This is a genomic window from Providencia sp. PROV174 (assembly GCF_028480685.1).
Classification (GTDB): Bacteria; Pseudomonadota; Gammaproteobacteria; order Enterobacterales; family Enterobacteriaceae; genus Providencia; species Providencia rettgeri.
Genome location: NZ_JAMPOT010000023.1, coordinates 81973 through 106373, shown reverse-complemented (window position 1 = coordinate 106373; position 24401 = coordinate 81973). Strand labels below are relative to the sequence as shown.

General features: G+C 39.5%; 25 protein-coding genes. 6 read left to right on the top strand and 19 right to left on the bottom strand.

Annotated features, from left to right (window positions below):
* The first annotated feature begins 84 nt into the window (after positions 1-84).
* Positions 85-789, top strand: coding sequence for a lipopolysaccharide core heptose(II) kinase RfaY (locus PSE60_RS18340; protein ID WP_272666378.1), 705 nt, complete (start codon positions 85-87; stop codon positions 787-789).
* Between the two features lie 49 nt (positions 790-838).
* Here the strand turns inward: PSE60_RS18340 and thiM are convergent, their stop codons facing one another.
* Together thiM and PSE60_RS18330 are read right to left on the bottom strand one after the other, a co-directional pair.
* Complete coding sequence (gene thiM, locus PSE60_RS18335) at positions 839-1609, bottom strand: hydroxyethylthiazole kinase (RefSeq protein ID WP_272666377.1); 771 nt, start codon at positions 1607-1609, stop codon at positions 839-841.
* Between the two features lie 77 nt (positions 1610-1686).
* The gene (locus PSE60_RS18330; protein WP_272666413.1) at positions 1687-2760 is read right to left on the bottom strand and encodes an ROK family protein; all 1074 of its coding nucleotides are present in this window, start codon (positions 2758-2760) and stop codon (positions 1687-1689) included.
* Positions 2761-3078: 318 nt separating this feature from the next.
* On the opposite strand from PSE60_RS18330, the gene PSE60_RS18325 reads away from it, so the two are divergent.
* The 3 genes from PSE60_RS18325 (at position 3079) to PSE60_RS18315 (ending at position 6135) form a co-directional block, all read left to right on the top strand.
* Positions 3079-3897 (top strand): purine-nucleoside phosphorylase, encoded by an 819-nt coding sequence (locus PSE60_RS18325; RefSeq protein WP_210836471.1) that lies wholly within the window; start codon positions 3079-3081, stop codon positions 3895-3897.
* A 67-nt stretch (positions 3898-3964) separates the two neighbouring features.
* Positions 3965-4882, top strand: a complete 918-nt coding sequence (locus PSE60_RS18320; protein ID WP_272666376.1) for a DMT family transporter — start codon at positions 3965-3967, stop codon at positions 4880-4882.
* Positions 4879-6135 (top strand): nucleoside permease, encoded by a 1257-nt coding sequence (locus PSE60_RS18315; protein ID WP_210836468.1) that lies wholly within the window; start codon positions 4879-4881, stop codon positions 6133-6135. Before PSE60_RS18320 ends, PSE60_RS18315 begins: the two co-directional genes overlap by 4 nt.
* Positions 6136-6211: 76 nt before the next feature.
* Here PSE60_RS18315 and PSE60_RS18310 read toward each other — a convergent pair whose 3' ends face one another.
* The 16 genes from PSE60_RS18310 to PSE60_RS18235 all read right to left on the bottom strand — a co-directional run bounded on the left by PSE60_RS18310 (position 6212) and on the right by PSE60_RS18235 (position 22060).
* Positions 6212-6835, bottom strand: coding sequence for a GntR family transcriptional regulator (locus PSE60_RS18310; protein ID WP_004906871.1), 624 nt, complete (start codon positions 6833-6835; stop codon positions 6212-6214).
* A gap of 162 nt (positions 6836-6997) precedes the next feature.
* Positions 6998-7789, bottom strand: coding sequence for a carbon-nitrogen hydrolase family protein (locus PSE60_RS18305; protein ID WP_210836466.1), 792 nt, complete (start codon positions 7787-7789; stop codon positions 6998-7000).
* A gap of 9 nt (positions 7790-7798) precedes the next feature.
* Positions 7799-8446, bottom strand: a complete 648-nt coding sequence (locus tag PSE60_RS18300; protein WP_004906874.1) for an RraA family protein — start codon at positions 8444-8446, stop codon at positions 7799-7801.
* A 44-nt stretch (positions 8447-8490) separates the two neighbouring features.
* Positions 8491-9801, bottom strand: coding sequence for an MFS transporter (locus tag PSE60_RS18295; protein WP_117162976.1), 1311 nt, complete (start codon positions 9799-9801; stop codon positions 8491-8493).
* A gap of 606 nt (positions 9802-10407) precedes the next feature.
* A complete protein-coding gene (locus PSE60_RS18290) occupies positions 10408-11271 on the bottom strand; it encodes a hypothetical protein (RefSeq protein WP_272666375.1) in 864 nt (287 codons plus the stop codon).
* 636 nt (positions 11272-11907) lie between these two features.
* Positions 11908-12120 carry an ogr/Delta-like zinc finger family protein gene (locus PSE60_RS18285; RefSeq protein ID WP_164528653.1) on the bottom strand — a complete coding sequence of 71 codons (213 nt, stop codon included), beginning with the start codon at positions 12118-12120 and terminating at the stop codon, positions 11908-11910.
* A 285-nt stretch (positions 12121-12405) separates the two neighbouring features.
* The gene (locus tag PSE60_RS18280; protein ID WP_272666374.1) at positions 12406-15126 is read right to left on the bottom strand and encodes a DUF927 domain-containing protein; all 2721 of its coding nucleotides are present in this window, start codon (positions 15124-15126) and stop codon (positions 12406-12408) included.
* Positions 15126-15353 carry a hypothetical protein gene (locus PSE60_RS18275; protein ID WP_210845619.1) on the bottom strand — a complete coding sequence of 76 codons (228 nt, stop codon included), beginning with the start codon at positions 15351-15353 and terminating at the stop codon, positions 15126-15128. Before PSE60_RS18275 ends, PSE60_RS18280 begins: the two co-directional genes overlap by 1 nt.
* A 2-nt stretch (positions 15354-15355) precedes the next feature.
* Positions 15356-15868 carry a host cell division inhibitor Icd-like protein gene (locus PSE60_RS18270; protein ID WP_136134198.1) on the bottom strand — a complete coding sequence of 171 codons (513 nt, stop codon included), beginning with the start codon at positions 15866-15868 and terminating at the stop codon, positions 15356-15358.
* A gap of 69 nt (positions 15869-15937) precedes the next feature.
* Entirely contained in the window at positions 15938-16471 is a 534-nt protein-coding gene (locus PSE60_RS18265) for a GPO family capsid scaffolding protein (protein WP_272666373.1), read from the bottom strand.
* On the bottom strand, positions 16468-17487 hold the full coding sequence (locus tag PSE60_RS18260; RefSeq protein WP_164528649.1) for a P2 family phage major capsid protein: 1020 nt from the start codon (positions 17485-17487) through the stop codon (positions 16468-16470). The genes PSE60_RS18265 and PSE60_RS18260 overlap by 4 nt, the downstream gene beginning before the upstream one ends.
* A 23-nt stretch (positions 17488-17510) precedes the next feature.
* On the bottom strand, positions 17511-18347 hold the full coding sequence (locus tag PSE60_RS18255; RefSeq protein WP_272666372.1) for a hypothetical protein: 837 nt from the start codon (positions 18345-18347) through the stop codon (positions 17511-17513).
* 80 nt (positions 18348-18427) lie between these two features.
* Complete coding sequence (locus PSE60_RS18250; protein ID WP_272666371.1) at positions 18428-18673, bottom strand: helix-turn-helix transcriptional regulator; 246 nt, start codon at positions 18671-18673, stop codon at positions 18428-18430.
* A 107-nt stretch (positions 18674-18780) separates the two neighbouring features.
* Positions 18781-19761 carry a hypothetical protein gene (locus PSE60_RS18245; protein WP_272666370.1) on the bottom strand — a complete coding sequence of 327 codons (981 nt, stop codon included), beginning with the start codon at positions 19759-19761 and terminating at the stop codon, positions 18781-18783.
* 27 nt (positions 19762-19788) lie between these two features.
* Positions 19789-21009: a tyrosine-type recombinase/integrase gene (locus tag PSE60_RS18240; RefSeq protein ID WP_272666369.1), complete on the bottom strand. Its 1221-nt coding sequence runs from the start codon at positions 21007-21009 to the stop codon at positions 19789-19791.
* 187 nt (positions 21010-21196) lie between these two features.
* Positions 21197-22060, bottom strand: coding sequence for a YicC/YloC family endoribonuclease (locus PSE60_RS18235; RefSeq protein WP_272666368.1), 864 nt, complete (start codon positions 22058-22060; stop codon positions 21197-21199).
* Positions 22061-22183: 123 nt separating this feature from the next.
* Between PSE60_RS18235 and rph the strand changes: the two genes are divergently transcribed.
* Together rph and pyrE are read left to right on the top strand one after the other, a co-directional pair.
* The gene (rph, locus tag PSE60_RS18230; protein WP_272666367.1) at positions 22184-22897 is read left to right on the top strand and encodes a ribonuclease PH; all 714 of its coding nucleotides are present in this window, start codon (positions 22184-22186) and stop codon (positions 22895-22897) included.
* A gap of 112 nt (positions 22898-23009) precedes the next feature.
* Positions 23010-23654: an orotate phosphoribosyltransferase gene (gene pyrE / locus PSE60_RS18225; protein ID WP_102140560.1), complete on the top strand. Its 645-nt coding sequence runs from the start codon at positions 23010-23012 to the stop codon at positions 23652-23654.
* Positions 23655-23704: 50 nt separating this feature from the next.
* Here pyrE and slmA read toward each other — a convergent pair whose 3' ends face one another.
* Positions 23705-24304 (bottom strand): nucleoid occlusion factor SlmA, encoded by a 600-nt coding sequence (gene slmA / locus PSE60_RS18220; RefSeq protein ID WP_004906897.1) that lies wholly within the window; start codon positions 24302-24304, stop codon positions 23705-23707.
* Between the last annotated feature and the right edge of the window lie 97 nt (positions 24305-24401).

Genomic DNA, 24401 nt, shown 5'->3' with positions numbered 1-24401 from the left:
GACGCCATTTTGCAACAATCGCTAAGAAATGTCGTTTGCCATTTGCTAGCATCCGTCAATTGATTAAAAATTGGCTATTTTGTTATGCAGAATATCATAAAAAAACAAAGAGACGGTTTTCTCACCTTTCAAAAAGAAGGCGAGATAGATTTTTGGCAAATTGTTAAAGATTATATTGATGGGAATGTCACGGGTAAGAATTTAAGCAGCGGAAATATTGATAGGAGTGTTGCTCGTATTCATGTAAATGGGCAAAACTATATTATTAAATGTGAGAAAGAACGTGATAAGCGCATTGAAAAACGGTTAATGCGCATTGTTTCAGGCCCTTTTTACTCTCAGTTATTAATGCGATTAGTCTCTGCTCAAAATAAAGGTTGTATGGTAACCAATGACATCTATTTCGTTGCTGAAAAAATGGTCGGTCGTGAGTCAGTAGAAACATGGATTATTGCGGAATATGTGGAAGGAACGGTTTTATCTGAACTGGATGATATTACGCCTTACTATGCAGAAATGAAGTCTGTCATTAACCAATTACATAACTATGGTTTATCTTCTAATGATATTCATGCAGGGAACTTTGTTGTCACCAATGAGGGGCTAAAGGTTATTGATTTATCAGACTATGGTAATTTTGCTATTTGCAAAGCTAATGATTTAATTGCATTACAGCGTTTTTATGATATCGAGCCCGATAGCAAAAATTTTGCTTATCGTTTTATTCGTTTTAGAGATAACTTTCGTCATTGGTCAAGAAAAATAAGAGGAAAGAAAACTCGGCTTTAGTGCGCTATGCCAAGTTTTCATCACAATATAGTTATCAATGACAATAAAGCTATTGATAAAGCGCATCTAAAAATTTAGGGATAAAACTGCCCGTCCCATGGCAGCGCTGAGTTGCGGTTTCTCCGGCTTGCTTCATGATAGCGCAAGCAGCGGCAACATTTTGCAGCCTATCACCAGGTAGAGCACAACAGGCAGCAACCACCGCAGAAAGAGCGCATCCCGTACCGACCACCCGAGTCATTAAAATATGGCCGCCAGTCACCGCAAAGGAGCGTGTTCCATCGGTGATATAATCCACTTCACCGCTTATCGCAACAATAGTCTTAGCTTGTCTCGCTAATAATTGTGCTGCGGGGAGTGCATCATCAGTGGAGTTAAGGGAATCAACGCCTCTGCCACCTGCACTGCTTCCTGCTAACGCCATAATTTCAGAAGCATTACCGCGAATAGCGGCAGGCTTGAGTGTCAACAATTCATGGCAAAAATGTGTACGAAAGCTGAGCGCACCTGCAGCGACAGGGTCAAGTACCCAAGGTTTTTGTGCTTGATTGGCACTGTTAACCGCACATTTCATCGCATATCGACACTCTGTTGTTAATGTGCCCACATTAATGAGTAAGCCATGTGCGATAGCGGCAAACTGCTCAGCTTCTTCGGGTTCAATCACCATGGCTGGGGAGCAGCCGAGTGCTAATAGGACATTGGCAGTGAAGGTCTGAACAACATCGTTTGTCATGCAATGAACAAGAGGGGATTGAGAATTAAGTTGCTGTAGTACCAGTGATTTTGTCGTGTTACTGATGTGTTCAAATTCTAACATGATCCCCTCATTAATAGTGATAGAGTATAGGTTTGTTGATTTATTCTACACTCTATCTGTTTTAATGAAAGAACCGCTTAATCAGCAAGGTACTTCTCCATTACCATTCCACCAGCACCCTGAGCAACAATTTCATATGAATCATTGGCGGGATAAATGCGTGTCTTAATATGAGGAAAAATAGCGAGTTTTTCGTCAATCGACTTTTTGGTCATCTCAAAAAAATGATTTTTAGGTGTTAGGGTGCCGCCGCACACCACCACATCGGCTTGCGTCGTTAAAATAGCATTAGCGATGGCGATACCATAATAATAGGCCGCTTCACCCAGCGCTTCGAGGCACAGGGCATCGTCCAATGTGAGAGCTTGGAAAATAGTATGGTAGCTAATTTCAGACTCATTATTAACTAATTCATTGATTATTGAATTTTTACCCAGCCTGAGTTGCTGGATCACTCGTGATTTAATCGCAGACAGTGAACTATATTGCTTTAAACAGCCAAATGACCCACATTCACAGCGCTGGCCATTAATATCAATCGTTGTATGGCCAAAGGCTTGAGCTGTACTAATGGGGGCCGGAGCGTATTGGTTATTGATAATGGTGCAACTGCGAATATCAGTATCACAAGTTGTGAATAAAAATCGTTGACTATCAGAGGTATAGCGCAAACGATACTCAGCAAAAGCCGCAAAACTAATCCCACTTCCGAGTAACACAAAGCAAGGAACTTTACTGGAAATGTAGTCGTGAAGTTCTTTTATTCTTGCGTGGTATTGATGATATGGCAGTTTATCACGTTCTAAAATATGGTCGATGGCGATGCCGATACCCAACAAGCTTTCTACGCTAAGTCCATGTTCAGCTAATAAAATATCTAATTTGTTGAGCAGATGAACTATCATGTTTTCTGCGGTTTCTAGATGCTCATATTTCACTTTTACCATACCTAAAATGTCCAATTTTAGGTTTTGCAAAACAATCGTTGAATATATATCACTCATTTCAATGCCAACAAGATAACCATCTGCGGCATTAATATTATAGAGGATTGGTTTACGTCCACCAGTCGACTCTCCGAGCTCAGAAGTCGAAATTAAGTGATTTTTCCCCAATTCGTCGAGTAACCGAGCACAGGTTGCTGGCTTCATGCTAGCGAGTGATGTCAACGTCTCTGCCCTAATGGGGCCGTGGTTTAAAATTAACCGGTAAAGAGTTTTGAGTTTTTGTGTTTTTGAATTTTTTGAGGTGCGAAATTCATTTAATAGTGTATGTAACAAGCGCCTCACTCCTTTTCATTCCGACTCTATCGATAAAGACTAGCAAATATACGCATAAGATTCTGCTTTATGTGACACATCATATCGAAATACTTTTTATTAAAATGAGATTAAGATCGCTGTTCTGTTTCTAAATTGCTTTATGATCGATTTTAACAATTTTTAGTCGATGTCAATTTGGAGACAACCATGCATCATACAAAAGATATTCTAGAAAGCTTGAGTTTTATTCAGTCTCGTACAGATATTAAACCAACAGTGGGTATTATTCTGGGTTCAGGACTCGGCCCATTCGCGGATACATTAGAAAATGCAGTGCATATTCCTTATAGCGAAATTCCACACTTTGCCAAATCTGAAGCAGTAGGGCATGCCAATGAATTGGTGATCGGTACCATCGCAGGTAAAAATGTGGTTGCCATGAAAGGCCGTTTCCACTACTACGAAGGCTTTACCCTTGACCAGGTCACTTTCCCTGTACGTTTGATGAAAGCGTTGGGTGTCGAAAAATTGATTATCACCAATGCCTGCGGTGCGGTAAATACCGACTTCAACCCAGGTGATCTGATGATTATTACCGATCATATTAATTTAACTGCAAATAACCCACTGATGGGGCCAAATAACCCTGAATTAGGGGTGCGTTTCTTGGATGTCAGTGAGGTGTATAACAAAGAATTACGCCAAACAATCAAGGATGTAGCGGCTGAACAAGGTGTTTCTGTCCGTGAAGGTGTTTATGCATGGTGGACAGGCCCAACTTACGAAACTCCTGCCGAAATTCGTATGATCAGAACCTTAGGCGCAGATGCTGTTGGTATGTCTACCGTACCAGAAGCTCTGGTCGCTCACCATTCACAAATTAAAACAGTGGGCATTTCCTGCTTAACCAATATGGCTTGCGGTATTTTAGAACAGCCTCTTAGCCATGATGAAGTTATTGAAACAGCAGAGAAAGTTAAAGCGACCTTCTTGAAATTAGTAACAGGTGTGATTGAGCGCTTCTAGTTTTTTAGACTCTTTTTATCAAAATAATATAAAGATGGCCATGACGCTAAATAAGGTGAATATTGAAATGAAATTTAAAGGTCTAATTTTAGTTTCTTTAGGCGCTTGTAGTTATGGCATCCTTTCAACACTCGTCGTGTTGGCCTACCGCGCAGGGTATTCCTTGAGTGATGTCATCGGTAGCCAAACGGTATTAGGTGCGATTTTACTGTGGTTTTTTGTTGTCGCAGGCGCATTAGTTAAAAAAGTACGTCTAGTATGGCCAACACGCCGGCAAGGCCTATTAATGTTACTCACTGGGACGACAACCGGGTTAACCGGGCTTTTGTATTATGCATCATTGCAATATTTATCCCCTGCACTTGGTGTCGTACTCTTTTTGCAATTTACATGGATGGGGGTTGCAATTAACGCATTTATTGACCGCAAAATTCCTCCCGTAATGACCATGGTGTCAGTTGTGGTGATATTAATTGGGACAGTATTAGCGACAGGTTTGTTAAACAGCTCAGGGATCGTGTTTCACTGGCTTGGTGTGCTATTAGGATTATGTGCAGCATTATCGAACGCTATTCGTGTTTACGTCAGTGGAGCATTAGCGGTTAAAACAGATCCTATGATGCGTTCTGCAATTATGGTAACAGGGGGCGCAATTTTGACATCAATTGTTGTTCCGCCAACATTCTTATTGAGCGCATCAACGTTTCAATCTCTATTTTTCTCATATGGATTACCTCTGGCTTTCTTTGGTTCTTTCTTCGGTATGTGGATGTTTGCCAAAGGTACTCCACTGATCGGTACCAGTTTAGCGACCATTGTTAGCTCAATGCAGTTACCTGTCACGATTTTATTATCTGTAACAGTATTGCATTTACCTCTTGAATTCATTCAGTTTGTTGGTGTTGCTGTCATCCTTATGGGTGTTGCCATTGCTGAGTTGAAAATAAAAACAAATAAATATAACTCCAAACGGAGCCTTGTATGAATATTAAATCCCGCTTGAAAATCATGCTTTTCCTGCAATATTTTGTTTGGGGAAGTTGGTTAGTTACACTCGGCTCGTACATGATGAAAACATTGAGTTTTTCAGGTGCAGAAGTCGGTATGGTGTATAGCTCAAAGGGTATTGCTGCCATTTTAATGCCTGGGCTTATCGGAATCATTGCAGATAAATATATTCCAGCAAATCGTTTATATATGATTTGCCATTTGATTGGGGCTGCTGCATTGTTTTATGCCGCAACAGTCACAAGTTCAACTATCATGTTCTGGGTGATGTTAATTAATGCAATGGCCTTTATGCCAACAATTGCACTCTCAAATAGCATTAGTTATTCATCATTAAGTCAATATCAGCTCGATTCAGTGAGTAACTTCCCACCTATTCGTGTGTTTGGTACGGTAGGCTTTATTGTTGCAATGTGGAGCATTAGCTTATTGAAATTTGAGCTAAGTAGTATGCAGCTTTATATTGCAGGTGGTTGTTCATTGCTTTTAGCGCTTTATTCACTAACTTTGCCAAAAATTGAAGTTAATAAAAAAGCGATTTCAAGTAGCTGGATCAGTAAGCTAGGTTTAGATGCTTTGGTGTTATTCAAAAAGCCCATTATGACGGTATTTTTCTTATTCGCTATGTTACTTGGCGCCGTTTTACAAATTACCAATACGTTTGGTAATCCATTCTTGCATGACTTCGGCCTGAACCCGCTATACCAAGATAGTTTGGTGGTACAGTATCCATCGATATTATTATCGATCTCTCAGATGGCTGAAGTGTGTTTTATCTTAGCAATTCCATTTTTCTTGAAACGCTATGGCATTAAAACGGTCATGTTATTAAGTATGTTCGCTTGGACACTACGCTTTGGTTTCTTTGCGTTTGGCGACCCATCAGCCATTGGTTTGATGTTCTTGATCATGTCGATGATTGTTTATGGCTGCGCATTTGATTTCTTTAATATTTCAGGCTCTATCTTTATTGAAAGAGAAGTGGATACGCGTATGCGCGCGAGTGCCCAAGGCTTATTCATGACGATGGTTAACGGTGTTGGGGCCTATTTTGGAGCGATATTAAGTGGGTTGGTTGTCGACTATTACACAGTGGATGGTATTAAAGATTGGCAAATGATTTGGTTAGTTTTTGCTTCTTATACTGTTGTATTAGCAATAATCTTCCAATTTACGTTCCATTATCACCATGATAAAGACGCAGCATTGAAAGAAGCCAAATCTAGCTAAGATAAATCGTTATAAATAATATTCAATTTAAGAGAAAACCATAAATTTGGTTTTCTCTTTTTTGTTAGTTTTAACATTAAACATAATTACGTTTACCGCGTAAAATATGCTCAGTCAGCGTTTCTTCCGCAAGGGTAAATTCTTTTGCTTTGAGTTGCTCAACCAATTGCTGATGTTGGCGTGTAGATTCATAATAATATTCATTGCGATAAATAGGGTCGGGCTGAAAATAGACTCGCTGGCGAATATTGTCCGCTAAATCTAAGAAAACTGAGTTATCCAATAATTCTAAGAAGAAACGGTGGAATCGTTCATCTTCTTTTATCCAACCTTGATAGTCATTTTCCTTCAATAATTCATTTTGCTGCTCAATAATGGCCTCTAAAATAGAAAAATGCTCATTAGTTAAATATTCACGCACTAATTTAATTGCATGAGACTCAATTGCTAAGCGTAAATCATAATTATCTCGAGTCTCTTTTAACGATAGTTTCTGAATAAAAACACCTTTTCGAGGGATAATTTTGACTAAGCCTTCATTTTGCAATTGATATAAGGCTTCGCGAATTGGGGTGCGGCTCATACCGAGTTCTTCAACTAAGCTATTTTCAGAGGTATAACTTTCCTCTCCAAATTGCTTACTGAGAATTTTATGCTTAATTGCGGTATAGGCTTGTTGGCTTAGTGGTTTATCTTTCATCAGGATCTTGTGTTAATAATAGAAATTTTAGTGAGTATAGAAAGGAATAGACTGGTATACAAGTAATGCACTAGTTTTATATTATTTAGGGCGCTGTTAAATTTTGGTGGGTAATTGAACTTAACTTGTTGAATAAACCAGCATCCTTGCCAGTTTTTTAGACTAATACAGTTCAGGGCGCCGGTTTTGCATGCAAGGTAATTTTTCTCGTGTTTCTGCCGTATGCTGCGTTGATATTTCAGCAAAAAATAGTGTTTCATCGTAGCCAGCAGAGGCAATGGTTACGCCAAGCGCATCACAAACAAGGCTGCGGCCAATAAAAATGTTACCAGTTTGGTCACATGCACAGACAGGAATTGTGTTCTCCAAAGCGCGTGCTTTAACTAATGTTTGGTAATGCTCCTCTTTAAGTGGCCCACTTACCCATGCCGTAGGAACGAGTATAAGGTCTGCGCCAGCTAAGGTTAGTTTTCGAGCAACTTCTGGGAAACGCAACTCATAACAGACTAAAACGCCAATTTTGCCAAATTCAGTTTCCACAGGTTTTAACGCATTATTACTTTGAATAATGTTGAGGGATTCCTGATATGAGAAGGCATCGTACAGGTGTGTTTTTTGGTAATGATAGATAAGCTCACCTTGGCGGTTCAACATAATTGTTGTGTTGAATGCTCTTTTCGGCTCATTCGGGGCACTTTCATAAATTCCACAAGTCACATAAATACCGCATTGTTTAGCGGTTTTTGCCAACTCAGAGACAAAAGGACCATCAACAGACTCTGCGACATCGGCATAGCTAATACCGCTATCTGCAGGAACGAATGCCATAAACATTTCCGGCAATAGGACGAGGTCGGCACCACCTTGAGCGGCTTTTTGTATAGCGTCACAGGCCTTTTTTAAATTTAGAGCTTTATCTGGGCTACTGGCAAGCTGAGCAATTGCAATTTTCATGGAGTCTCCTTATTCAAAAAATTTAGCTGCACCTGAAATCGCTGCTAATGTTTCACCAGCATCAATACGTTTTTTAACATCAATTTCAGCATGCTGAGCATTAAGGGCTCGTTGGCGATATTCTTGCAGGGTAACCTCATCGGCGACTAAAATGCCATCACCATCTGCGATGATTAAATTACCAGGGTGAATCGTTACACCATCTATACTAATTGGCACATTAATTGCGCCTTCAATACCTAAGATTCGCGTCGTCAACGGGCTCACTTTACGTGCATAAATAGGAACACCAATCTCACGTAATGCTTTGATATCAGTGACACAACCATCAATAACTGCGCCAGCAATTTTCTTTGCCCGTGCCATGTAAGAAACCATTTCGCCCCAACAAGCACGATCATAATCCCCAGACATATCGATACAGACAACATCGCCTTCTTGCACGATGTCGAAAACCTTATGTACAGCAGATGAATCCATATGTGGAATACGTACGGTTACAGCATTACCAATAAATTGGCATTGTTCAATTTGTGGGCGTAATGTTTTGAGAAAACCGAAGTCAGTCATGTGTCCAATAGTTGACGGGCAAACATCACGGCAACTTTCGATAACTTCTGGGCTAAAACAGGCAACTCGAGGATTTAATGTAAACATAGGGACACCTTTATTTATTGAATATAATGTGTTTTGGGTAAAAATTAGTCAGGATTAACGGCAGCAGCTAAAGGTTTATCAGGCTGAATGAAAAACCAGCAAACAATCGCTAAACTGATAGGTATCACATTGAAAAGTAAAGCGACGGTCCAACCAAAATGCTGTGCAAGCCAGCCACATAAAATAGGGGAAATAACACCACCGAGATTACCCCACAAGTTCATCCATCCACTGACAGAGCCAGCATATTGGCGGCCTTTATCCGCTGCGATTGCCCAAGAGGTCACAACTGGTAATCCTAGAGAGCCGAGCGCAAGAGTTAGCCATGCAACACTGGCGATGGCACTTTCAGTTTGAGCAGCACCGCAAATCCCCACGATAAATAGAATAAAACCAGCAATCGCGATATAGCCCCTAGCGACTAACTGCGAGTACCCTTTGTTGAGTAACCAATCAGAAATTGAACCTGCAGTGAGTACTGCGATACAAATTGCTAACCAAGGAAAACTGGCGGCTACGCCCATTTGGGTTAATGAAAAGCCTCGCGCTTCTTGTAAGTAGGTGGGTAACCAAATCATGAATAAAGTGGTCATATAGGCAACAAAAAAATATTGGAAGCCAACAGCCCAGAAAGGACGTTCTTTCATAAATTTGCGCCAAGGGGCTTTAACATCAGTACCGCCTTGCTCACTAATTGTTCGGCCTTCATGGATGAATGCGATTTCACTTTGAGAAATTTTAGGGTGTTGCTCAGGCTTATTTCTGGCAAAGAAATACCAAACCATGCCGATAAGAATGCCAATCACACCAAATATATAGAAAACGGCATGCCACCCGAATGAAATCATAATAAATACGGTAAGGGTGGGGGCAATCACAGGCCCAAAATAGGAACCGGCAAGTAAGAAGCTAGCAGCTCGTGCCTTTTCATTTTGGCGAAACCACCATGTATTAAAAACGGCATTTGCAGGGTAGAGCGGCGCTTCTCCAACGCCGAATAGGAAGCGTACGATGCATAGCCAAATATAGGTAGGAGCCACGACAGTTAAGATGGTAAATGCAGACCAAATATAGAGGCTAATAGTCGCGATCAGTCTGCTACCAAACCGTTCTGCAAGTATACCGCTTGGGATTTGGGCTAGTGCATAGCCAAGAGAAAATAATGCCCCCAAAAAGCCAAATTGAACTTTGCTCATTCCTAAATCGGTCATCATATGTTCGGCCACAATGGAAATATTGGCGCGGTCCATATATGCAATCAAACCGATAATAAAAAATATTGCTGCTAATCCCCAACGTAAACGCCCTGGTGAGTCTTTCGTTGTTGGTGTTACAACAGAATCATTATGTGACATAGAGTTACCTTTTTATTGGTTTGTCGAGGTAATCAACCTTATTGTATTTATATTGAATTCAACTTGTATACAAGATGGATGTTAATAAGCAGTTATTGAGGTGTCAAAGATCTGTTTTGTTATCTGTGACTGAACTCAAAACATTTGATTAATTTATGAGCGAGATCTTATTTTTAGGAAAATAGACAGATAATAAATTTTATGGTTAAAAATCAACTTGTTATTATTTTTTTGGGGAAGAAAACGATTTAATCGACGTTACTAATTATTTGAGAAAGAATAATTAATACTGCTTCGGTAAAAATTTTTTCATATCTTCGAAGGGGTGTTGTGGAATATAGCTTCAAAAATCGTGATAACTAGCACCTATTTCGAGTTAATTTGAGAATATCTCCAAAAAAAAGCCAAACGATAATTAAGGTCGATTGGCTTTTTATGGATTAAAATCGTCAAAGAGTGATTATTCAATATTCTGAATTTGTTCATAGAATAGCGCCTTTAATCCTATGCTACGACTGAGTTCTAGGTGCTTGTGTTTTTTAAGGGGTACAATAAGGGGTACATTAAGAATAGGCGTAACTTATAAAAGTTTACGCCTATGATATTTTAAATATAATTTGAAATATTTTGCTGTAGCTGTTGCAACAAATTAGTTCTGTCTGGGGTGTTATCTATACTAAATGAACTAACAGCATAATGACCAATTCTTTCTAGTTGTGCGACTTCCAGATTTGCATTTACTGGACTAGCGCAGACAGCATTTGCTGCTTTTGCTTGTTCATCCATATCATTCATGACTTTAATTTGCTCTTCTATATTAATTGTTGATTCATGCTTAGTCATTCTGACCTCCCCACCAGTGAAAATATCTCCTCCTTTCCTATCGCATGCATGATAAGCTGCGCTAGATTCATCGAAGGTTAACTCTCTAGGTTCATTGCTTTGTATTAACTCTAGCATACCTTTCTTCTTTAATCCTAGATTATTAGCACGAATGATACACCGAATTGGCACTTGAGCTTCAGGATTCAGTTTATTCTTATTATATTCCTTAGAAAATTTTCCTGAGCCAATAGCATAGAATTTTTTTTCTATAGCTGGATCTTTAGAAATCCTGAAAATTTCAGGAGAGCTAGTCACTGGAAGTGGCGGTGAGTAGGCGAACAACTTTAACTCGTTGTTTTCGTACCTAATCATAAAGAATTGCATAGTGTTATTTTTGGCTAATTGAACTAACGTATCAAGCAAAAATACACTTTGCTCTTTACTTTCATAGTGTTTAAGAAACTCTTTAAAGATTAGGTTTGCACCTGCAAAACCATACATAACACCATCAAGAGTTAAAGCCTTAAAATAATTTAATGAATCAAATATCTTTATAGGTAAGCCTTGTTCATTAATCCATGAAACTCTGCTATCACAAGCAATACATGCATTTTTATCATTTTTTCGAAAAACAGTAGTGGTCAACTTAAATACCTCAAATGATAACTCAAAGCAAAATAAGTAGTTATGCTTATAGGCTGAATATTAATAATTTCAGTCATTATATATGATTGAACTATTGTTTTGAAATATAAAATTATCTTATTGATTTAATTGGAATATAAACTCAAAAAAACAACTTTATGTTCTAAAAATAAAAGTTGATAATGTCAAAGGTGATTTAGTCATTTTGTATAAGAAGTCAAATAAAAACTCACGTCAAATCCACTACACCGCACCCGCCTGCACAATTTGGATCATAAAATTATTTCAGTTTTAAAATTCTACAAAACATATTGCCAAGCCGCGCCAATACTAGGGCATTGCCGAAAATCTCAAACTGAAATGTGTGAAAAGATTTTCAGTAAATTTCAGTTTTCATATGCGGTGCTCTGAGTGGGTGATAGTGCAATCATTTGAAATAAAATGTTTTTTCTATTTTGCGTGAGATTTTTACTTGAGCGTATGCACCGCATAAAAACTGAAAAGCCAGTGTTTATGCGGGTTGCGGAGAATTGAAAAACTGAAATCGAATGAAATTTATTTTGCCAAATGACACTTTACGTTTCAGTGACCACTTTAAAAAATTACTGAATGATAGCCATGTAAAATACAAATCAATCACAACGGCAAAATAGGTTGGTTACTGGCTGACTTCAAATTACTTGGTTGTATCGTGTGTGAAAAAGTCAGAGTTAACATGTAAGTATGACCACATTCAAAGTCATTACAGGAACAATAAATATGAGGAATGTTATCAACTCCCTCCATTTGAATTTTTCGAATTGTTGCCTGTTCACCACAAACAGGGCAGTACACTTTCATTACTCGCATAGTTAATCACCTTTGCCTTAATGCCTTCCAGAATAAAGCCAATTAAATACATACCTTGCTATTTTAAAGGGTAACAGGTGTAACAAGGGTTACAGCGTTGAATAATAAGAACTTATTTTGTTACACTTTCAAGAAATCAAGGTGTAACAGGTGTAACAACCGCTAACGTGTTACACCTTGTTACCCATTTAAAAACGAAAGGTGTAACAGATAAAAGCCTTTAAAATCATATCTGTAACCCTTGTTACACCTGTTACACTAAAAATATAAGATGGTCAGTTTTAATTAGAGAATATCCGCTGAACCGAGGACTTCACTGTTGAAGACGTACACCCGTTTCACCCCTATTTCTGGTAGGCGTATACTGGTTTGGGCTTTCCCATCTTTCCCTGTATCAAGCCAGCCTTTTTCAATACAAAGGCGTACAACTTTGCGTGAATCAAAACCTTTGCAAATTTCTTTCCATGCCGTCGGTAATACGTAAAATTGAATTGTTGGCTCTTGGTTGCAAACACCTTTCTCAACACGACGAAAACCCATCATGTTCATCGGGCGGCTGTTTTCGTCATACCAATCAGCAAAGCGGCTAAATTGATTCCGTGAAATAAAATCGGTGATTTGTTCTAACGCGGTCATATCTTCCTGATTAGCCGTATGACCACGTTCATTCATCCATGCATCTAAACAGGTTTTTGCGGCTGTAAAGGCTTCACCTTCTTTCCAGCCTGTAATCCCCGCTAATGTGGCAATTTCTCCCGCCATCGCCACAAGCGCAAAACGCGTGATAGCGCGACCAACTTGATTCCCTGCATTTTCAGGTGTCAATTTAGCGGTGTACTCTTTTAATAACGCTTTAGCCGTACTGGAAATAAACGTTAAATCATTGGTGAGATATTTCAGCCAATCACGGAACGGAGAGCCATGATATTTCGTGACAGCTTGCTCAAGGTGCTCCGCTAAGGTTTTACCACTCGCAAACTGGTGCAAATCCTCAAATACACCGTGTTTACCCGAATCACTGGGGATTTGTATCATACGGACTTCAACCCCTGCATAGGTGCGTTCGCCCGCATTGGCGGCATGTTCAACCAATGACAGTTCGCCTGTTGAGAGAAACAGTAGGTTCCAGCGATTTGTTTCTCTGACGCTGCCGTCTGTTTTTGCGCGGGCTTTACCTTGACCGTTTGCCAGCATGTAAGCAATGTTACCCGCTTCGCGTCCGTCCACTTCGCGGATTTCATCCAGCATTAACGTCGCGTCATTACGACGACAAGCCGTTCCCTCAAGCGCGTTACCTGTTGCCCGCCATGTGTACCAGTAATCCGTACCACCACAAACCGAAGCCGCCACTTTCATCGTGGTGGTCTTACCGTCTGTTGATTCGCCTTTTAAATGGTAGCCACCGCCCCCCACACCGACTAATTTTAATAATGACGATGCAAAGGCAAGACTCACGGAAAACGCCAGCCTAGCGTTTCCTACGCAATATTTGCCAATGTGCTCCCGCCATTCGTCACTAGTACCTGCCACCCGAAAATCTTTACCTTGTACACTGGAGGTTTGCAAAATAACGGAATCTGCCCCTGTTCCAACCACTTCATCCTGCAACACATACACGTTGCCATGCCAACCCGTTTTATTTACGCAAGTGACTTTTTTCTCTGGTCGGCACAATGAAATATATTCCATTAAATGCGCGCGCGCCTGTCCCGAAATATTGATATACGAAAGCCCGTTCACCAAAAGGACACGGCGTAATTCTTCACCGCTGCCGCTTAACATTTCCATTGGCATTGCCCATTTACGGCAATTTCCGTAGGTATCATCCCATTCCAATAAACGCCCGTAATTACTGCCGTCTGCATCACAGGTGATCGCGGTGACTTTTATCGGGCTACTGATTTTGATGTTTCTAACCTCGGTGTCACCATCCGATTTATTCACCAATTTGTCATACCACAAATATTCTTGAGTCAGCCTAAAGCCTTGTGGCAAATAGGCTTTATCCTTGCCGCAATAAGTCATTTCCTCAAAAAAGGCTTCTTTGACTTTAACGGTGTTGTTTTCTTGTCGGTAATCATCCCAATCTGCTTTGTAATGGGTGGGTGGCAACGTGATCCAACCGTCAACCGCTTTAGCCGCTTTTTCTGCCCACAATTTGCCTGTATTTTCTTTCCCATCAATATAATCGTTATCCCCTGCAATAATGATTTTTGCCAGTGGATAGCGTTCGCGTAGCTGCTGGGCGACTTTCACAAGGTTAGTCGCGGCAACCGCTGCCACAATAAACGAATCAATCACTTTTGATAGGCTTAACCCTGTTGCAAAACCCTCTGTAATCACGATTTGCTCAAGGGATTCTTGTGCCTGACCCGACACAATAATAAAGGAGCCAGAGAGCGCAGAACCAGATAACAGGGCTTTCTCACCCGTTGGGCTGATTAGTTGCCCGCCTTTCACCAAAAACTGGTTATCCACCAACGGCAATAACATTGAACCTATTGGAAATTTCAGCTCACCTTGTGTATAGTGTTGCTGAATAATTAAGCATTGGTGATTGGTTAAGCCCTTATTTGTTAGGTACTGGCTTTCCCCTGAAAGAGACAAGGTTTTCAGTTTTTCAAATGACTCAATGCCCCGAGTAGCGCTAGCCTTTTTTATCTGGGTTGGCGCTATTTTTTTGAATTCAGGTAAAAGCAGTATTTTATTAATTTCTAAACAGGCGGCTTTAATATCTTGTCCTGTCACTAATTTGAGTAAATCCAACCCATCACCGCTGCCACAGTGATTACAAAACCATGTACCTTTCCCGTTCTTATCATCAAAGCGAAAGCGGTCTTTGCCACCACATTTCGGGCAAGCCCCGTGCTTATGATTATCAGGAACGGTGACACCCAAATTATTTAAAATATATCCCCAACGACCATTCGCAGATTTAATAATGTCGCTCACTGATGGAGTGTGTGTTTGTGCCATTGAGGAATTTTGATGAGTTTGATTGTTCATTATGTAATGTCCTTATTCATCAAGCTACTTTCAGTAATCACCTGCTCAACTTGCTCCGCTAAACATTCCATAACTGCTGCCATACCCTCACTGGATACATGGTGAGATCCACTAATCACATTGGCTTCGAGTAAATCAGAGAGAAAAGACGCTATTTGTGCGGCTCTTAACAGTTGTTTCTCACCTGTGGGGGAAATGACCGTATTTCTTAGAGGATTGTTTTTCATGATTATTCCCCTTTTATTGATTGCACAGGTAAACGGCCTGCGAATAAAAGAATAAAATCACGAACAAGTAGACTTCTTGCGCTTTGTTCAGTTGGTGCTATTGCTGAAAGGCGGCACGGTTTTGCAGTGACATCTGAACGTTTTACACACAAGAAAAGAAATTTAAATTGAGTTTGGGTAGGGATAGCCATCATGATGATGTTCTCCTTGTACTTAATTAAGGAGTCACCACCAGAGTTTCCACGCTCAATAGGGGTGGTGACGTTATCAGAGGTGGAAATACTGGCGTACAAGGTAACCAGCCACCCTTTCGGGTGCTCCAACAACGCCACCATTGAATTCGAATAGGCGCAATTCGCCATACGGTTGGCATTATTTACGACATAAAAAAAGACGCATTGGGCGTCTATTGTCGCCTTGTACATATTCAGGTTTCCACGCCTGACGTTAGATTTTGCTAACGCATAAGAACTATAGCCCAACCTTTTAGATAGATGCAACTTTTTTATTTCCATGATTGAAGCCAGCTTGATGTGCTGTTGATAAATAGAGTAAATAGCCCAGCGAAAATCTGGGCTAATGCCTTAACCTGCTGAAATGGCAGAAAACCATCGGTTTTTAGTGCCTTTTAATCCATCCGATAAATTAAAGACGGTGGGCGAACTGAGCGAAAGACGGCTCTTTTTACGTGAAAAATGAGAGCGGTTAATGCTGAATTCTAAACGGTTTGTTCCCACGCTGGATGGGCTATCCGTGACAGCCAGCCCACCAAGATAAAAAATGCCTTTTTGCCCGCGAAAATCTTCTTCCACTTCAATTGAACAAAACAATTTTTGCCCTTGCTTGTTGTATTCCATCAACTTCAAATTGGGTCTTAAGCGTGCATAGAGTTTGGTTTCTCCGTTACTGTCTTCCGCTTTAACGGCTAACACTTCGCCCAAATTATCCAGTTTCCGATTATGCTCTTCCCAAATGAGCGCGGTGTAATAGGCAGGGTCATAATTTTCAGCGATACTCAACAACCATTCAGATTTAATTTCGCGTCTATCGAATGTTTGCCCCGATGTAGCAACACAAATCCATACAGTCGTTAATTGAGGTTCAATTCTTGCACTCATAATGAAAATACCCCTTCTTCAATCTGGATGGCGTTTTCATCAATGGCAGCGTAAAGATTCCCATCTCCTAAGCCATAGCCCTCATTACGTAGATAGCTATGCTCATACACTTTTCTATCATCCACAAATTCAGCACGAAAACGACGTGTATGCTTTTGAGTGTAGATATGTAAATTATCAAGTGTGGTAACCACCAAACGACGACCAGGCATAAACGGTGGAATAATGGCAAAACGCCCTGCAACAGTACTTAATGCCATCTGGCTTGCTTGAATATCTGCGGGTTTATCGGATGCCGCGAACAATTTCTCACGGTATAACCCTGCTAACTCAGCCCCCACCAACACCACTAAACGCGGGTCTTCACGGTATTCTTCGGGGATTTTTTTCATAATGAGATAGTTAGCCATTGCATCTAAATTCGGGAAAGCACCGTCTTTTCCTAATAAAATTTTATCGGTCACTATTTGCGAACCTTCGTTAAATTCGGCTGCGATTGCGTGCCAGCCTTTATTCACATCCTGACCGCGTTTATAAACCTCGGGCTTCGTGGGATAACCGCAAAACTCACCATTAAAACCGACGCGTATCATGTCCAACGAAACGGCTTTAGAAAATAATTCTGACATCACTTTAGTAAAATGTTCATCATCCCCGCTGCCGCTATTGGCAATCATGGACATCTGCTCAAACGAAATCGCGGCACAGGTATCTGTTTCCTCTAAAACATAAGGCATACCTTCAAAATTAATATTCTTATGGAATCGTGTCGCGATAGTACGCCCTGTGTGAAGCGTATTATCACCAAGGTTAATGGTATTTCCGCGTTCTTCGCTAACATCTGCCAGCGTTAATTGATTCATAAACCAACTGGCATCTGAAATAGCGACACGTAATAAATTTTCAGAAGGCTCAGAAATGGAAAACATCTGGCTATTTTCAGATAAATAATTAGCCCCACGGGTAAAATTGGCGTGAAAAGTCATTGCCACATCTGGAATAGTGGTCACGTACATAATGTGTTCCTTATATTTTTAATTTAGAAATATTCTAATTTATCTTGAATTCTATTTTGATTATTAACCATAGAATCAACATATTCTTTGGCGGTTAATATTTCTTTTAAATACGGTTTTTCATTACCGTAATAATGTTTGTAATATTCCCATTGATACGATGGAGTAAATAATAAATCTCTTTTATCTGTCGGTGGCGCACAATTACGGATAACTGAATCTATGCAACGTTCAAATTCACACATTGCATCCACAATCAGCTTGCACGGTCTTTCATGTGACCAATTCATATCAGACAATAATGAGTTTAAATGGCACTGTTGGTTTGGTAATGCATTTAATAAATCAGATTTAATTCCTTTAACTTTTTCTGATATCATCCACTCAATAACAGGTTTTAATAAACCGTAAAGCCCATTAATTTTATTGAGTTTATCATTTTCATTCTTAACATGGCTTTGTTGCCGCTCTACCGCCCGATAAGCATCCTCAGCCCAAGTTTTTGCGCTTGGTTGGTGGGCAGGCTTCTTGAGCTTTCCATTTTCTAGGTTTGACATGTATTCTGTTAAACTATTCAATTCTGCTGTTTCCTTTTCAGATAGTTTTGAATAATTAGAAACAATGCCTTCACCTTGCTTTATCAATAGTTTTATTTCTTCTAAATTAGGTATTAAATTATCAAAATCAAAGTTAGTTAACGCACAAAATTTTTGTATCTTACCTTTCATTTGAGATAATCGATATAGTTCAATTGCGCGTATAATAAACCCTGTTTCTTTACTGCTCTCATTGATAGAAATAAATTGATAATTAAATAGATAAGAAAGTTCATTGTCTTTATAATAAGATGGTTTTTCCATTTTTATACCTTAATTACTGATGTGATAATTTAATGTGAAAATGTACACGTGAATTTAATTGCTTATATCTAAGAGTAATATTAAATCGATTGTCGTAGTGATTTTTTATTCTCCACCCATTCACGTATTTCTGCCGCATCAAATACAAAAAAACCAGCATCTAATTCGAATGGTAATGGAATTCTCTTTTCTTTAACCCATCGATGTAATGTTGAGTCTGATATTCCCAAAAAATCAGCGGTATGACGCATTCTGGCATTGCCATTTATTGGGTAGGGCGTGTTTATTTTAGCACGAGGTGCGCGTTTGTTTGATTGCTTCTCCATGTGTCTGCCTCTCTGTGAATGACGTACACATTAAAGCCTTATTGATTAAACAAAAAAATAGGTGTGAAACGTCATGCATATGACTGATAACGTCACACACCAAAAATTTATTCACTTTTACAGCCTAATTCATCTAAATATTCGCTAATAATGAGCCTTAGTCTTGAGTCGTCTTTTATTGGTAATTCATTGTCATCAAAAAGCCTTGCAGCGTGATAGTCTAAACATTTAGAAATTCTGGATATTATTAACTTCCCGTCGCTAGTTCTATAATTTGTTGAGTCATCATTAGGGTTGTGTGGATATAGAGCAAATAGTTTAGTAATAGCTTTATGTATTTTTATTCTATTTTCTTTTGCTTTTATTATTGTGTGATGCTCATTTTCAATTGGTTTTATTTTTTTATAATCATTGAAAGTGTTTCCTGTTGCTAATTCATGACCAATTCCCTCGTGAATTTTATTTATTTGTTTTTTTGTTATAAATAAATCATCTGTAGTTAATGCTAATTCTTCATTTTCATTTTTACTATCAATTGGGAATTTTTCTTCATATGAGCTTGCTGCGAAATAATTAAATTCTCCCGGTTCGCCTATGTAGTCAATTTCGGAAAATACGACCTCAGATAATTTTAATTGTATTTTTCCATATAATTGTAATTCGTGAAAAATATTTCTATAAACTCCATTTATACCCCATACCCCCATTAAATAAGCACCTCTTTTATAAGAGTTTTTTTCATCTTCTATATCATATTTTTCATCTGCGTTTCTCATGGGTTCTAATTCACTATAGCTTCCATCTCTTACTGTAGGATTGCCTAAAAGAGATTTTCTAGCTATGTCTTTACAAAATAACTCCCATTCATTTATTTCCATAAAAGCCATGGGAAGCATCATAGTTACCTTATAACCATATGGGAAAATGCATAATTGTATTTTTCTTACCTCAGCAAAATGTAGTAAATCACTTACATTGCATTTTAATAGCTCTGATGCTCTTGATAATGAACAATACTCCATTTCAGGAATTCCATTAATTGACCATACGTTGTCTTTTTTTGCACTACTAATGTTTTTCTTTTTCATGTTATATATTCTTTTGTCTGATTGTGATTATTTATCCAGTTTAACTAATAAATTACACCATTCTTCCAATGCTTTTTTTCGTTCGTCAAAGTAATCATGTCGATTGTAGATGCCTTCAACACCTTTTATACGATGGTTTAAACAACGTTCGGCAACAAAAGGATCAATACCTAATTTGGCTAAGTGTGTTCTCATTGTTCGCCTAAAATCATGAATAGTAAAATTAGGGATATCTTTAGGTAGTACATATCTAACTTTAGACAAGGCTACAGGTAAGGTAGATTCTTGAATGTGAGGAATCATTCGGTTTTGCATTTTTCTAGCAGGTAAAACATATTGACTACCACATGCCATAGACTTTAATTCCATGAACCATTTAATTACAGTAGGGCATAACGGAATATCAATAGCATCTCCGTTTTTACTACGTTCTGCTGGAAAATGCCAAACAGTATTGCTGAAGTCGAATTCTTCCCAGCGGGCTGCGCACAACTCCATTTTTCGTAATCCTAATGCTAGCAATATCTTAAAACTGATTTCATTTTGACGGCTAATACCTGCGGCTCTAAGTGCTTTAAAGAAACTAATCAATTCATCATTTGTTAGCCACCTGTCGCGGGATATTTCTTTACCACCTGCGTCTGCCACTTCAAATGCTGAGCATGGGTTTATTTCAATTATCTGGCGTTTTATAGCATAGTCGAACATACGTCTAAGCCAGCGTAGAACATCGGTTGCCATAGTTGGTGCTCCTCTATCCACAATACTTTTGAGCATTTCATCAATATGGCGAGGTTTAACATCTTCGATTTTCATGTGACCAATACGAGGATTAATATCTTTGTCTATGCGTCTACGTAAAATATCTGGGTGTTTCCATCTGGGGAGTATTTGGCGTTCAAAGTACTCTGCGGCAAGGTCTGAAACTTTGATTGCATTTTTGTCAGCTTCAATTTTTGCAAGTGCTTTAGCTTTGCGTTCTTGCTTCTCACTAGCTACGTCGTAGCCCAAAGATACTCGGGCAGATAGTTCTTTTGTTAGTTCTCTGGCTTTTGATAAAGATAGGTCAATGTATGAACCTAATATCATAACTCGTGCTAATCCAGCGAATTTATATCTAAAGCGCCAGACAGGGTGTTTATAGGTTTTTCTATAGCATAGATATAAACCATTACCATCAGCTTTACCTTCAAAGCGTTCACCTGATTTTATCCATGCTCGTATTTCTTTATCAGTGAGTTTTGGCATTGTTAATTTCCAATTTTGAATTAGCAATGTACCCCTAGAGTAATATAATAATCATAAGAGGTACACTATAGGGGTACACGTCAATCATGCGCTATTGTGAAGTGTTCTGCAATGCTCTGAAAGTAAAAAAGCCAGAAAACACAGTGATTTTCTGGCTTGGTGATATGCCCTGAAATTCTGAGAAAGGTTATTCGATGTTTTGAATTTGTTCTCTCATTTGCTCGATTAATACTTTGAGTTCAACTGCAGAGGTTGTAACTTCGCTATTAATTGATTTTGACGCTAACGTATTAGCTTCGCGGTTGAATTCTTGCATCATAAAGTCAAGGCGGCGACCAGTTGCCTCTTTTTTCTTCAAGATATTACGCGTTTCTTTAACATGAGCTTCTAGTCTATCCAGTTCTTCTGCAACATCAACACGTTGAGCCAATAGAATAAGTTCTTGTTCCAGACGGTTGTTATCCACTTGAATATCAGCTTCTTCTAACTTATTTTGTAAGCGTTCACGTTGCCACTGTAAAATTTCTGGCATATGTTGACGCACTTTTGCGACTTCAACTAAGACGCCATCAAGGCGTTGTTCGATGAGCGCATGCAATGAAGCACCTTCAGCTTCACGGCTTTGAATGAAAGCATCAATAGCTTCATCTAAGCCCGCCAGTAATTGCTCGCTGATGATATCTAAATCTTGTTCGCCTGCTGACATCACACCCGGCCAACGCAAAATTTCTAATGGGTTTATTTCACCTTCATGGCTGTAATTTTTAACCCAATTCGCAGCGCTGATTAATTGGCGTGCTAATTGTTCATTTAGGATTAATTCACCACGATTTGCACCGTCTAACTCAAAGCGTAGACTACATTCTACCTTTCCACGTGTTAGGCGAGAACGCAGACGTTCGCGAATGACGGGCTCAAGGCTTCTGAATTGCTCAGGTAAGCGAATATACGTTTCTAAATAACGTTGGTTCACGGAACGCAGCTCCCAGGCCGCATTCCCCCATTCACCCTTGATATCCCGACGGGCAAAAGCGGTCATACTACGGATCATAATTCGTTCCCATTATCGTAAAGATTTAGGGGATTATAACGCTATGCAGGATGACAGGATAGGCATTATCGCTTGAACAACGTATAATGCGTCCCAATTTGAGTTGATAATGGAGATAACACCATGCGCCCAGCAGATAGACAAGCAGACCAAATGCGCCCGATTACCATCACGCGCAACTATACTAAGCATGCAGAAGGCTCTGTTCTTATTGAGTTTGGCGACACGAAGGTGTTATGTAATGCAACTGTTGAAGAAGGGGTTCCTCGCTTTTTAAAAGGGCAGGGGCAAGGTTGGGTTACAGCGGAGTATGGCATGTTACCGCGCGCAACAAACTCACGTAATCAGCGTGAAGCTGCACGAGGAAAACAAACAGGCCGTACGATGGAAATCCAACGGTTAATTGCTCGTTCTTTGCGTGCAGCGGTTGACCTTAAAAAATTAGGTGAATACACCATTACTTTAGACTGTGATGTTATTCAAGCGGATGGCGGTACACGTACAGCCGCGATTTCTGGTGCTTGTGTGGCACTTGTTGATGCGCTGAATAACATGGTTGAACAAGGTAAAATTGCAAAAAGCCCACTAAAATCAATGGTTGCTGCCGTTTCGGTTGGAATTGTAAACCAAGAGGCTCTATGTGACCTTGAGTATATTGAAGATTCTGTAGCGGAAACCGATATGAATGTTGTCATGATGGATGATGGCCGAATGATTGAAGTGCAGGGCACTGCAGAAGGCGAACCGTTTAGTCATGAAGAGTTATTAGCCCTATTGGCGTTAGCTAAAACAGGTTTAAATACCATTTTTGAAGCTCAGCGAGAAGCGCTGAAGTAAGTTAATCATTAATTAGGCGGCTGAAAAGTCGCCTTTTTTATGCCTGCTGGTTCATCAACGAGTGTGCCAGCTTTGAGAATAGATAAATAATCATCAACGAGGAGAATGACCAATGAAAGCCTATCAGCGCGATTTTATTGAACTTGCCATGAAAAAACAGGTACTTAAATTTGGTGAGTTTACGCTGAAATCAGGTCGTAAAAGCCCTTATTTTTTTAATGCGGGGTTATTTAATACAGGGCGTGATCTGGCACTTGTCGGTCGTTTTTATGCACAAGCATTACAAGATAGCGCAATTGAGTGTGATGTCATTTTTGGTCCAGCGTATAAAGGGATCCCCATCGCAACGACGACAGCGGTAGCACTTTCTGAGCACCATGACATCGATATGCCATACTGCTTCAACCGCAAAGAAGCTAAAGACCATGGGGAAGGCGGCGTGTTGGTAGGAAGTCCTTTACAAGGGCGTGTTGTAGTAGTTGATGATGTGATTACCGCAGGGACGGCAATTCGTGAATCAATGGAAATTATTAAACAACAACAAGCCACGTTGAATGGTGTTCTGCTATGCCTTGATCGCCAAGAAAAAGGGAAAGGTGAAATTTCAGCAGTACAAGAGGTTGAGCGTGATTATGGTTGTAAAGTTTACTCAATTATTACCATGAACGATTTAATCACCTATCTTGCTGAAAAGGAAGGTATGCAGGAACATTTAGCGGCTATGAAGGCTTATCGCGAACAATACGGAATTGAATAAAAAAAAGCCCTCGCCCAATGATGGGCGGGGTGAGTAGTATAAATAATCGGTTATTGTAACTGAGCTAGAATTAAAGGCCAGCGCGATTCAAACTCGACGGTTGGCCGATAACGAAACTCAGAACGCACAAAACGAGAGAGCATCCCTTCACAAAAGGCTAGTAACTGAGAAGCAAGCAATGACTCATCATGAATAAACCCATGGCCATCACGTATTTTTTTCTCTTTTAACACCTGCCGTAATTGTGATTCTATACGTTCAAATAATTGGTTAATACGATCTTGCAGCCTATCTTGCTCAAACATTAGAGCATGGCCTGTCATTATACGCGTTAGCCCAGGGTTTTTCTCAGAAAACCCAAGTATTAGGGCAAGTATTAGTTTAATTCTAATTATCGTATCTTTTTCATCAGTTAAAATCAGATTAATACGCGAAACCAATGAGTCTTCAATAAACCCAATAAGGCTATCGAACATTTTCATTTTACTCGGAAAATGACGATATAGCGCAGCTTCTGATACACCAACCGTAGCAGCAAGTTTTGCTGTTGTAATACGTTGGCTGCCATCACTACTTTCTAACATTAACGCAAGAGCCTGTAAAATCTCATCACGTCTGTTACGTTTTTGTGTTATCGCTTTTTCTGCCATGTCTAATAAGACCCCTGCTAAAACAGCAAAACAAACTATCCAAAATTTTGCTCTTAGTAAAGAGAGTTTCGAAGCAAAATGGATTTAAAAAATGTTT